The following is a 12577-nucleotide window of genomic DNA, read 5'->3' on the forward strand; positions in this document are numbered from 1 at the left end:
ACCACATGGAAGTATTTGATCTGATTATTATTGGCGGTGGACAGAGTGCTTTGGCGTGCGGCTATTTTCTTCGTCGTGCGGATCTGAAATACATTATTTTGGATGACCAGCAGCAGGGCGGAGGAGCCTGGCAGCATACCTGGGATTCTCTGACTTTATTTTCGCCTGCTGAGTACAGCTCGCTGCCCGGCCGGATGATGCCCAAATCAAAAAATGAATTTCCTTCCAGACAGGAAGTGCTGGATTATTTAAGTGCTTATCAAAAACGATATGATCTTTCTATTCAGCATGGTATCAAAGTGACGAATGTTCAAAAAGAAGGGGCCATTTTCACGTTAACGACTAATCGGGGTGATTACCAGAGCAGGGCTGTGATCTCTTCCACAGGCACTTTTCAAAAGCCGTTTATACCAGATGTTCCAGGTAATGATCTTTTCAAAGGAGAGCAGCTGCATTCAGCGCATTATAAAAATGCAGACCCTTTTAGAAATAAAACGGTGCTGATCGTTGGTGCGGGAAACTCGGGCGCGCAGATCCTGTCCGAAGTTTCCAAGGTGACAAAGACGGTTTGGTCATGCCAGAATGAGCCTGAATTCCTGCCGGATGATGTGGATGGCAGGGTGCTGTTTGATGTGGCATCCGCCAAATACCATGCGATGAAGGAAGGTAAGGAGTTTACAGCCTCACAATACAACGTAGGTAACATTGTGATGGTGCCTACGGTTAAAGATGCCCGCAAGCGCGGTGTGCTCAAGACCCGTGAAACCTTCAAGGCTATTTATGAGGAAGGAGTCGTTTGGCAGGACGGAATCCGGCAGCCGTTTGATGTGATCATCTGGTGCACGGGATTCGGGTTTGCAACGGATCATCTGAAAGGTTTGGGCGTCTTGAAAGAAAATGGAAAGATAGATTGCCAGGGTACAAAATCGGCTGACGCAGCAGGTCTTTGGCTGGTAGGTTACGGCAGCTTTACGGGCTTTGCGTCAGCGACTTTAATCGGGGTGGGGCGCTCTGCGCGCCAGACGGTCAATGAAATTATTGAATATTTAAAAATATAGAAACGATGAGAATTGCTCTTTTTTCAGACATTCACGCCAATCTGCCAGCCTTGGAGGCATTTTTTAAAGACGTTGAATCCCGCGACACCGATGCGATCTATTGTCTGGGTGATCTGGTGGGCTATAACATCTGGCCCAACGAAGTGGTAGACGAAATCAGAAAACGGGGTATCCCGACCATCGCCGGAAACTATGATTTTGGCATCGGCAGAAGCAGCGATGATTGCGGGTGCGCCTACAAAACCGATGATGAAAAAGCAAACGGCAAGGTTTCGATATCCTTTACAAACAAAATCATGAAAGATGAACAGAGGGCTTATCTGCGTACTTTGCCTGCCCATATCCGCCTGGAATTTCAACTCAATGACAAGCCGCTTTCAGTGCTTCTCGTTCACGGAAGTCCGCGCCGTATCAACGAGTATTTGTTTGAGGACCGGGAAGAAAAAAGCATGATCCGGATCATGGAGCAGGCCAGTTCCGATGTGATGGTTTTTGGCCATACACATAAACCGTATCACCGAATCCTGGATTCTGTGCAGCCGGAAGGCACACACCATTTTCGTCATGCGGTCAATATCGGATCGGTTGGTAAACCCAAAGATGGAGATCCAAGAGGCGGCTATGTGATCCTGCATATCAACCAGGATGCATCCGTAGCAGACAAAGAAAGTATTGCAGTAGAATCTATACGCTTTGATTATGATGTTGAAAAGGCGGCCAAAGCGGTGGAAGACAGCGTTCTTCCCAACGCCTATGCAGAATCCTTACGAATTGCCAAATGAGAATAGCCCTTCTATCGGATATCCACGCGAATCTTCCTGCTTTTGAAGCGGTACTGGAAGATCTTCAAAAACAAAAACCAGATGCAGTGTATTGCCTTGGCGATCTTGTCGGCTATAATGTGTGGCCCAACCAGGTAATTGGTTTGATCCGCAGTCATGGCATAGCCACCATTGCAGGAAACCATGATCTGAAAGTCTCGAAAATACATCCCTCAAAAGAGACGTGCAGCACAGAAAAAAGCAGTGAGTACGCCTATAAGCTGGTGGGAAGTAAAGAGAGAGATTATCTTTTGACACTGCCCAGGCATTTGAAGGTTGAATTTCAACTCCATGAGGATACTTTGAATATGCTGCTGGTACATGGCAGTCCCCGCAGTATCAATGAATACCTTTTGGAGCAGCTGCCTGAAGACTACATGATTGAAATGGTCAAAGAATTCAAAGCCGATATTTTATGCTTTGGGCATTCGCATAAACCGTATCACCGCATTATTAATTCCCGAGAAAATGGTGCAGATCACTTTCATCATCTGATCAATACGGGCTCGGTGGGGAAACCCAAAGATGGCGATGCGCGGGCCTGTTATGTAATGCTGACTATCGGCCCCCCGGCAAGTACGAAAAGTCATGATGGTGTTCAGGTAGAATTTATTAGAGTAAAATACGATGTAGAAAAAGCGGCCCAGGCCGTTGAGCTTGGTTTTTTGCCTGATGCATTTGCTGATAATCTACGAAAAGCATACTAACTATATCAAAATATGGTTTTGATATAGTTAGCTAGTGGTCAGATTTATAGTTGGTTATATTCAAAAGGTGTGGTTAAGGTCAACATTGCAGAAATTGCTCAAAGTGAATTGATTGCGATGCACTGCTATCAGCAAGTGCATATAAAGATCAGATTGAATAGATATTTTATCTGGCGGGCAGCCAATTGTGGAAAGTAAGAGGTGATTTTTTCAACGCTTACCTTCCATAAAGAATCACTGTTAACCGTTTTACATCAGCTCCTATTTAAACTTAGCCGCCAACGTAATAATATTCGACTGCATTCCTGTTCCCGCATTCCGGTAAAAATGACCATAACGCAGTTCAAGTGATGCAAAATGTCTAACGCCCATAATCCCGCCAGGAGGAGCAAACCTGATTCCCGAGCCGACAAAATGGCTTTGAAAGGCCGATAGATCATAATCGCTGGAATAGTATTCTGCATTTGGATCGTGCTGCATATAAGGTGCAAAATACCGGATCGATGTCTGTGTATTAAACCTGTAAAAAGGACTTACAGAAACAAAGGGCGTTATTTTGATAGGTGTTTCCAGCGAGAACGTATGTGCCTTCATACCCCAGTTATCTGCATAAAACCGGTAAAAAGTTCGCAGGATGATTTTATCACCAAGAAAATAACTTCCACGGAATCCGATTGGCAGTTTGAACCGGGTTCCTGGTAATTTTTCAACCTTCTCCGAACCATCGGTGAAATAAGTCCGGTGAAAAGGGGTACTCAATAATCCTTCCTGATAGGTGGGTTCCACGATCATCAAAACCTGTAAACGTTTGTTTACAATTTGGGATAAAGAGATAGATCCGTTATACGTATTGCGCGGCTTATGGTACAAATTGGACTTGTCACCCTGAGCACCCGAGCTGTATCCGTTGGGCCTCAGCTCTGAGGGAAGTATCGCCGTGTAAGTGTCCTGGTAGGTTCCGGCCTTGAAAGTGATTTCCCGGTTATTATCTTTCGAGGATTTTGAAAAATTGACGTTGAACCCAAGCGACTTATAGTCATATTCGGTGGAGTAGGAGAACATTGCGCCGCGGGTTGTGTGGTTCTGGTCATTTTTCATGTTCCAGGAGATGGTCGGGTAGATATGCGTATCCGTTTTTGAGGCAGACGATATAGTCAGCGGGTCAATATTATCCTGTGATGCAGAAGAATAAAAATCGATATTAAGCTCACCAGAAATCGTATGTACCCGGTTGCGCCTATCCGTTTTAGTTAGTTTTATTTCCAATGAATTGGCAACATCAAACAACTTTTCTGTCCCGATACCACCTGTTATAGCCGAGTTATTTCCGTTCTGATTGTAATAACCGGAAACGAAATTTACTTCTTCAATTTTTAATTTTTTTGCTTTATATCCTGTCGGAATGCTGTCCTGGATTTGCGCAGACACCGAGCCGAACCAGCCCAGCAAGGCGGCCACTGTTAGGGTAATCTTTTTCATTTAATTTGTCTAAAGAAGTGAGTCAATTACATCCGCATCCACCGCCGCTTTTTCCGCCATTCGCGCCGGAAGCTCCCTCACGGTACAGATAAAAACTTTGCTCGAATTTCTCCGCTTTCCTCGCCGATAAATCCATTTCAGAGTCGTTGATCCTGTTTTTCTGGTATTCCTTTACGGATACGCACGAGGCCATACATAAGCCGAGGGCCAAAATAGCCAGGCTCAGCCGAACGGTAGTGGTTATATGAATCATGTTATTTTGATATTTTTAGAGGTAAATATTTTATTATGATCGTCAATAATGATGCACGCAATCTGCTTCATCTGATTGATCAGATCGAGCCCTACTTTTACCCCCAGCACGGTGACCGGCGTGGCCAGCGCATCGGAAAGTTCAGCATTAGGTGAAATGATGGTCACACTTTTGATCCCGGTCACAGGCAGTCCTGTTTTGGGATTTATCGTATGCGAATATTTTCGCCCGTTAATCATGACAAATTTTTCGTAATTTCCAGACGTTGCCACGGCCATATCGCTGATTTTCATGTAGGAAAATGGCTGATCTTTTGAGTCAGGATCCGCAATTCCGATGGTCCATTCCAACCCGCCTGGCTGTTTTCCCCAGGTAGTCAAATCGCCCGATGCATTTACGACGCCACTTAAAGCACCGTTTTTAATCATCACCGCTTTGGCCATTTCCGCAGCATACCCTTTTCCAATACCTCCAAAACCAATCCGCATCCCTTTTTCTTTGAGAAAAACAGTTCTTTTTTCAGGATCGAGCAATATGTTTTTATAATTGATCAGCCGTACCATTGCCTTCGCTACCTCTGATGACGGCAGGGATTTCATACCCACATCAAAATTCCATAACGACTTGTCCACAGACCCGTAGGACAAATCAAAAGCACCCTGTGTTAAATCAGAAATGCGGATGGATCTGGCTATCAAATCAAATACTTCCTGATCTACTTTAACTGCGTCAATGCCTGCTAAATCATTGATCTGCTGCGTTTGACTGCTGTCGTTAAAAGTGGTCAGCAGTTTTTCAATTCGCTGTATTTCTAAAATGCCATAATCTATAATGTGATTCGCCCGGCTTTCATCGTTTCCTACCGCACTGATATCAAACCGGTTGCCCATCAAGCGGACAACCTTTTTGAAGATTTTTTCATCCATATTATTTTTTTGTAACCGAATGCGAGCGAAGATCAGTGATAAAAGTTTCGGTTGAGGGCTGAAATCCTTCCCATTCTTTAACAATATTTCCTTTGCTGTCAATAAGTACCGTCAGAGGGAACAGGCCTTTGGGATTGTATTTCTCTGCCAGAGCTTCATTTTTTTCTATCTGTACTTTATCCAGCTGGTTCTTCTTTTGCCTTGGGAAATCTGCGCGAACCAGTACCAGGTTTTCAGAAGCATATTGCTCAAAGACTGCCGATTCAAAAACTTCTTTTTTTAGTTTAATACAAGGTCCGCACCAGTCCGATCCTGAAAAATTGAGCAATATCATTTTGTGATCGGCATCTGCCTGAGCCTTTGCTTCCGTAAAATTAAGCTTCCAGTCAACAGGCAGCGTTGCCATGAAAGCCAGAACGATTGTGGTTAATAATTTCATATTGATGTTAGGTTAATAAATGACAACCGTATTTCCGTCCGTAGCAACTTTGTAAATCGTCAGTCCGTTTTTTCCAAATGTATTCAATCCGGCACCGGTCAGGCTAAACCTCGCACCATGCTGTGTACAGTAGAATTCCGTTTTGTTAAAAATAATTCCTTTTTTAGGTTCATGCGTACAGGTTTGAGTAGCCGCCACCAGCACTCCCGAGGTTGACTGAGCCACAACAATTCCACTCTGGATAAGATAACCGCCTACTTTTAGCAGCGCAGCATTTGATGAGGATGTTAAATCAATTTTAAGTTTTACACTTGTAATCTTATTAAGCACCTCGGTGGTGATCGCCAGAGAAGAGGGCAGCTTAACGGTAGTACCCGTGCCGGTGATTGCAGTAGCTGTATCAATTATAGCTACCGTTTCAGGCACGGGAGCAATGGTCAGCGCATCGATGACTGTATCTTCTTTGTTGACACAGGACGTTAGCAAAGCCATCAGGGCCGGTCCTTTAAAGCCCATGGATTTCAAAAAATCAAGACGTGTCATTCGTTCAGTTTAGCAGGTTCTTCATTATTATCCATTACGAATTAGTAAACAGGATTGTTGCGCTGATTGAAAGGCCGTTATATCGTTTTGCCAAAATTTGAAAACAAGTACCTAACAGATACTTATTATTTGTGCGGTTTTTGTAAATTATTCGGCAGTTATTTTACTTGACTTTGTCGTATTATTATGTTGATTATCAATTAATTGAATTTGATTTCTGAGTTTAAGTATGCAATTTTTATTTAGAATTGAACCAGTGAAGCATTGATAAAATTTTTCTGTTTTGAGGTAAAATTTTTATGTTTAAAACCCTCAGCCTTCTGCCGTAGCAGGTAACCGGCGTTTCATTTTCAAACTATCCGCCGGTTATGTTGCCTTTAAGGTAGTGATTTTGTTCTTCTGCCCATAACGCTCCTTCGGAATGATGATCAAATACAAAAAGAGTACATTAAAATTTAATTCAGCAGCATACGGATTGGCAAACTACTGAAACAATCGGGCGAAGTGATTTTCCAGGTGGCTGCGCATGGCGTTTCGTAATTTCTCAGGATTTCCGTTTTCTATGATTTCTACAAGACCCTGGTGTGAGACAAAATTCGCAGTGGCGGCATGTTTGCGCAACAGCCCGCTTTTATGAACATAATCAAAAACGGGAAGCAGCAGCCGCTGAAATTTTTTCATCGTTTCATTGCGTGTAATTTCATAGAGCTTGCCATGAAATGCAATCTCATGATCGATCTGGAAAAGCATTTTATCCGAAGAAGAAGGCTCGTTTTTCACCAGTATTTTTAATGCAGCGATATCCTCGGCTGTAACACGTTCCATAATGAAATCGGCCATTCCTATTTCCAGTGAAAGCCGCATTTCGAAAATTTCTTTCAGTGTATTGTCATCAAGTATTTTCGGATTCATACTTTTTTCGAGGATCGAGACCAGATCCGGACTCGTGATCACAGCTCCCCGGTGCTTTTTAGATTCAACCAGTCCCATAAGCCGTAAGCGCAGCATCGCTTCTCTGACCACAGTCCGGCTCACACCCAGCGACTGAGCCAGTTCCAATTCCTTGGGAATAGAATCACCAACCTTGAAATTCTGCTGTATAAATAATTCGATCAGGTTGCTTTCAACCTTGTCGACCAGTGAGCTGGTGTCTATGCTTTTTATGCTTTGAAAGATATCGTCCATGGAATTGCTGATGTATTATGTCTGACAAAAATGGTGGTTTTTACCCAATTCCCAAGTAGTTTTTTTTGTGCAAATATTAAACCCGAAAAATAAATTTTGCAATAAGCTTGGAATCAAGGTTCTAATACATCTACCTTTATTATGTCATACATAATACAAATCTAAACTTAACCTTTTATGAATTTAACAATTACCCGATTTAAGGTGCTGTTCAGCCTGGTCTGCGTTTTCGCAGCAGTGCTTTTGCAGGCCCAGCCGGTCAGGACACTTACCGGTAAGGTAGTTTCTGACGACGATAAGCAGCCACTTCCGAATGTTACTGTTCTACTTAAAGGAAAGAGCGTTGCTGTTGAAACATCAGTAGATGGGATGTATTCGATCCAGGCGGGCGGAGCGGACGTGATCCAGTTCCGAATGGTAGGATATGTGTTGCAGGAAATTCCGGTAGGTACTTCAGAAAAGCTTGATATCTTTTTAAAACCGGACGTTTCTTCATTGAATGAAGTCGTTGTAACAGGCTATGGGGCCAGTAGCAGAACCAAAATCACATCCTCTATTGCCAAGCTGGACTCGAAAATACTGGAAACCGGAATGCGATCTAATCCGGCCCAGGCGCTGGCGGGTACGATTGCAGGGGTACGTGTTTCGACGGCTACGGGTCGTCCGGGTTCTATTCCAACGATTACCCTGCGTGGCGGGACGAATTTCGACGGAAGCGGAAGTCCGCTGATCGTGGTTGACGGACAGGTACGTGCATCGCTTAGTGATATCAACCCGGATGATATTGAAAGCATGGAAGTTTTGAAAGATGCTTCTGCAACGGCGATTTATGGTGCCAGGGCAAGTAATGGCGTTATTTTAATTACCTCAAAAAGAGGAAAATCGGGATCTTCATCCATTACCTTCAAGTCCAAAACCGGGTTTAATTTTCTTAATACTCCCTACGACTATCTGAATGCGGAAGATTATATTAAATGGACCAGACTTGGGGTGGTTGAAGCAATCAAAAATGGTGTGACGACTTCTTCACTTTTAAACGGTGTTGGTCCGCGTAGTACCGGGAACCTGTATAAAGATGCCAATGGAACAATTCTTGATGGAAATTATGATTCCCGCGCGATTTGGAGTACAATGCGTTTGACCGACCAGAACCGGGAGCTTCTCAGCGCCAATGATGGTTGGAAAACAATGAAAGATCCGGTTAAAACCAATGCGGCCGGAGCCTATGACCCGAATGGGACCAATGCAGATCTGATCTTTAAGGATTTTAACTACGGCGATTACGCTTTCAAATCACCTGCCATTTCTCAGGATTATAATATTGGAATGAATGGCGGAAATGAAAAAGGCGGATACTATGCAAATCTGGGTTATTATAATGAAGACGGATTGTCGCTTGGTACCTTTTACCGTCGGCTGACTTTCACTTTAAATGGGGATTACAAGATTAAAAGCTGGCTGAAATCTGAAAGCAGTCTTTCTTTTGCACGCGCCAACTGGCGGGATCAAACACTCCAGAATGGGGAAGCCAGTTATTGGGGCAGGATGCTTTCGGCGCCGCCTACCATGCGGGGTACAAACGCAAACGGAGAATTGATTTTGGGCCGCGATGCCAACGATGGTAATCCCATTCTGAACATCGATAAATATAAACGCAATAACCAGTCAGACAAATTTACACTTGGTCAGGCTTTCAAGGTAGATTTTAGTAAAGATCTGTTTTTCAAGATCGGCGGGATTATTATGTACGATGAATCCGTTGCAGAATCTTTCAACAAAGATTTCCGGATTGGTATAATGAGCACTTCTAATGCGAATACGGGCTGGAACCGTGACAGGGCATCTTCTGCCGTCTTCGACCGTACCATCCGCCAGACTTATAACGCTATTTTGAATTACAAAAAAGCATTCTTTGGTAAAAATTACATTGATGCCATGGTCGGTTCAGAATACTATGACGAAGCCAACAGAGGATTCAGTGCGGCAGGTAAACTTGCCCCAACGGACGATTTTCAGGATTTAGCGTTGACGGTCAATGATGCCAACACCCGTACAATTGATTCTTATCACAGTCAGGAACGCATTATTTCTGCTTTCGGCCGGTTGAACTATGATTATGATGGAAAATATCTGGCCTCTTTCACAGTAAGAAGAGATGGATATTCACGGTTGATTGGTGACAACCAGTTTGGTACGTTTCCTGCTTTCTCAGCAGGCTGGCTGCTGCACAAAGAAGGCTTTATGGTTTCAACACAAAAATGGCTTTCGTTTATGAAAGTCCGCGCAAGCTATGGTAAAAATGGGAATATCGGGATTGGAACAAATAATGGCATTGGCGTTTACGAACTGCAAGGGGCATATAATTCTCAGACTGCCTACAATGGAACCATCGGCTTTTTGCAAACCGGCATTGCCAATCCTAATTTGAAATGGGAGAAAAGCAGTACACTGGAAGGTGGCGTGGAAATGGGCTTTTTCAATAACCGGATCACCACAAATATTGCCGTTTACAACCGCGTTACAACCGATAAAATTGCCAGTGTAATCCTGCCGACTTCGTCCGGAATATCAAGCATTCGCACCAATAACGGAAGTATGCGAAACAGGGGTGTGGAACTGGAAGGTATTTTTAAAATGATTGAGAAAAGTGATTTTAGTGTTCAGATTGGTGCGAATGCGGCCTGGAACAAAAACCTTGTGTTAAAACTGCCTTTTAATGGCAATGAAAATAACCGCCAGGGTGGCCAGCGGATTTACGATCCAAAATCGGGAAAAGTGATTTGGGCGGGAGGCTTGCAGCAGGGACAGGAGTACGGTGAGATTTATGGCTATGTAAGCGACGGGATTATCCGTACCCCAGAGGATCTGGCTAAATATAACAAAGTTGATATTGCCGCCGGCGAAGTCCAGTATGGCGGCTCGGCCGGAAAAAGAGTAGCGAGCGCATCGCTGATTTCCTCACAAAATTTAAGTAAAACCACTTATATCTCGACGCAACTAGGTGATATGATGTGGAAAGATATCGACCAAAACGATACCATTGATACCCGGGACATGGTATCGCTGGGACGGACCATTCCACGGTGGACAGGAGGTTTCAATACGAGAGTGCGCTGGAAAAATCTTTCGCTTTTCGCACGAATGGATTTCGCTTTGGGACATAAACAAATGGATTTTCAACAGATGTGGTCGCTGGGTAGTTTTCAGGGAGAATTTAATGCAACCCAGCTTGTTAAGGATACCTGGACACCGGAAAATCCCAATGCAAAATACCCGCGTTATACCTGGGCAGATCAGCTTAATACAAAGAATTTTGACCGGCCGAGCAGCATGTTCTGGGTGAATTCGTCTTACCTGGCTTTCCGTGAAGTCTCCCTGAGTTATACTGTTCCCTCTTCGCTGCTTCAAAAGGCGAAGATCGCCGGGCTGACTTTCACGGCTACCGCGCAAAACCTTGGTTACATTACCAATAAAATGCTGAGCCTTCCTGAGCGGACCGGCTCGCAAAACAGTGCCTATACTATTCCTACAACCCTTATTCTTGGAGCAAATTTTACTTTTTAAATGATGAAAAAGATCAGATTTTACCTCTGCTGGGCGCTGCTATCGGTGTTGGCGGCCAGCTGCCAGGACGCACTTGAACTAACTCCGCAGGATTATTTCGGAGACAGTAATTTCTGGCAAAACGAAGCGCAGGTCACTAATTTCATGGTAGGCCTTCACAAACAATTCCGTGACAACCAGTTTCAGTTCCTTCGTTTGGGAGAATTGCGCAGCGGAATTTACAGCAGCGTCGACAGGCAGGCAACCTCTCTGAACGAACTTCCAGTCATTGAGCAGCGTCTGGAAGAAACGTCTTCGGGTGTGAACAGCTGGGCAGGATTTTACGGTCCTATTTTACAGATCAATCTGTTTATCCAGAAAGTAGAGACAGTAAGTTTTCTTTCTGAAACCAGAAAAAGTTATATGCTGGGTCAGGCTTATGCGCTGCGGGCTTATTATTATTTCCATCTACTGCGTACATACGGCGGCGTTCCGCTCATTCTGGAAGCTGATGTTTTAAGTGGAACTACGGATGCGGTGCTTCTGCGTAAGGCGCGTACGGTGGAAGCCGAGGTTCTTGCAGCCATCAAAGCAGATGTAAATAAATCCATAACGCTGTTTGGTACGCAGGCTGCCGTGACCGATAAAAGTCAGTGGTCGCCCAATGCCTCACGGATGCTCAAAGGAGAGATTTTTCTTTGGTCGGCCAAAGTTTATAATACCACTGCTGATCTTGCAGAGGCTAAATCGGCACTCAATGCTGTTATCGGTACTTCATTGCTGCCCAATTTTGCCAATGTGTTTGCTTACAATCAGAAAAATAACAACGAGATCATTTTCGCGATCCGTTACCGGGTAGGAGAGGCCGAAATGACGGGTGTGGCGGCTTACACTTATTCTACATTTAACTTCAACGGACTGCATTATAAAGATTCTACGGCCAGCGCGGGCGTAGGGAATTTTTTGGTGGATCCACTGGTATTAGCCGCCAGCAATTCTCAGCAGGTCATTCAGCGGTATGGCTATACTTTTGAGCTTTTCCAGTCTTTTCATGTGGCCGACAGTCGAAGAAATGCTACTTTTTACGATTATTATAAGGTCAATACGGATGTAAAACCTTTCGTTGCAACCATTAAAAACACTGCGCTGGTTAAATTTCTTGGTACGATTGATGCCAACAAACGCTATTTCTCAGACGACTGGCCTGTATACCGTGAAGCGGACAGACTTTTAATGCTTGCCGAAATCGTGAATGCAGAAGGTGGTGATCCTGCTTCCTTTATTCAACCCGTACGTGACCGCGCCTTTGCACCAGGCAAGGATCCCAGACCCTTTGTCAGTGCAGGAAAAGATGCCAATGAACTGGCGATTTTTAATGAGCGTACCAAAGAATTCGTGCACGAAGGAAAACGCTGGTATGATCTTCGAAGAATGAAATATAGTGCTGAACCTCTTATATTTAAAAGTGCAAATCATCCTTATGGACTTTTAGATAAAACCACACAAGCCTACCGCATTTTGTGGCCGATCGAAGCTGCCATCTGGACTAATGATCCATTGGTGAAACAAACGCCAGGATACAATACCGCAAGACCAAATTAAGAATCAGATTTTAATAATAAT

11 protein-coding genes are annotated in these 12577 nt (G+C 44.1%); 5 read left to right on the forward strand and 6 right to left on the reverse strand.

Going from position 1 to position 12577, the window contains the following annotated elements:
* Positions 1-5 precede the first annotated feature (5 nt).
* Genes FDK13_RS28275 through FDK13_RS28285 form a run of 3 tightly spaced genes read left to right on the forward strand, consistent with a single transcriptional unit; the run spans position 6 to position 2586 of the window.
* The gene (locus FDK13_RS28275; RefSeq protein ID WP_137343385.1) at positions 6-1058 is read left to right on the forward strand and encodes an ArsO family NAD(P)H-dependent flavin-containing monooxygenase; all 1053 of its coding nucleotides are present in this window, start codon (positions 6-8) and stop codon (positions 1056-1058) included.
* A gap of 5 nt (positions 1059-1063) precedes the next feature.
* The gene (locus FDK13_RS28280) at positions 1064-1840 is read left to right on the forward strand and encodes a metallophosphoesterase family protein (RefSeq protein WP_137343386.1); all 777 of its coding nucleotides are present in this window, start codon (positions 1064-1066) and stop codon (positions 1838-1840) included.
* Entirely contained in the window at positions 1837-2586 is a 750-nt protein-coding gene (locus FDK13_RS28285) for a metallophosphoesterase family protein (protein WP_137343387.1), read from the forward strand. Before FDK13_RS28280 ends, FDK13_RS28285 begins: the two co-directional genes overlap by 4 nt.
* Positions 2587-2847: 261 nt before the next feature.
* On the opposite strand, the gene FDK13_RS28290 is transcribed toward FDK13_RS28285, so the two are convergent.
* The 6 genes from FDK13_RS28290 to FDK13_RS28315 all read right to left on the reverse strand — a co-directional run bounded on the left by FDK13_RS28290 (position 2848) and on the right by FDK13_RS28315 (position 7411).
* Positions 2848-4065, reverse strand: a complete 1218-nt coding sequence (locus FDK13_RS28290) for a DUF3570 domain-containing protein (protein WP_137343388.1) — start codon at positions 4063-4065, stop codon at positions 2848-2850.
* A 22-nt stretch (positions 4066-4087) separates the two neighbouring features.
* Complete coding sequence (locus FDK13_RS28295) at positions 4088-4258, reverse strand: DUF4266 domain-containing protein (RefSeq protein ID WP_229216253.1); 171 nt, start codon at positions 4256-4258, stop codon at positions 4088-4090.
* 56 nt (positions 4259-4314) lie between these two features.
* On the reverse strand, positions 4315-5244 hold the full coding sequence (locus tag FDK13_RS28300) for an FAD:protein FMN transferase (RefSeq protein ID WP_137343390.1): 930 nt from the start codon (positions 5242-5244) through the stop codon (positions 4315-4317).
* 1 nt (position 5245) lies between these two features.
* Positions 5246-5683, reverse strand: coding sequence for a thioredoxin family protein (locus FDK13_RS28305; protein ID WP_137343391.1), 438 nt, complete (start codon positions 5681-5683; stop codon positions 5246-5248).
* 12 nt (positions 5684-5695) lie between these two features.
* Positions 5696-6226 (reverse strand): Rieske (2Fe-2S) protein, encoded by a 531-nt coding sequence (locus FDK13_RS28310; protein ID WP_137343392.1) that lies wholly within the window; start codon positions 6224-6226, stop codon positions 5696-5698.
* A 483-nt stretch (positions 6227-6709) separates the two neighbouring features.
* Entirely contained in the window at positions 6710-7411 is a 702-nt protein-coding gene (locus tag FDK13_RS28315; protein ID WP_137343393.1) for a FadR/GntR family transcriptional regulator, read from the reverse strand.
* Between the two features lie 177 nt (positions 7412-7588).
* On the opposite strand from FDK13_RS28315, the gene FDK13_RS28320 reads away from it, so the two are divergent.
* Positions 7589-10975: a SusC/RagA family TonB-linked outer membrane protein gene (locus FDK13_RS28320; protein WP_137343394.1), complete on the forward strand. Its 3387-nt coding sequence runs from the start codon at positions 7589-7591 to the stop codon at positions 10973-10975.
* Positions 10976-12556: a RagB/SusD family nutrient uptake outer membrane protein gene (locus FDK13_RS28325; protein ID WP_137343395.1), complete on the forward strand. Its 1581-nt coding sequence runs from the start codon at positions 10976-10978 to the stop codon at positions 12554-12556. It begins immediately after the preceding gene.
* The last annotated feature ends 21 nt before the right edge of the window (positions 12557-12577 follow it).

Source organism: Dyadobacter frigoris (assembly GCF_005280585.1).
Classification (GTDB): Bacteria; Bacteroidota; Bacteroidia; order Cytophagales; family Spirosomataceae; genus Dyadobacter; species Dyadobacter frigoris.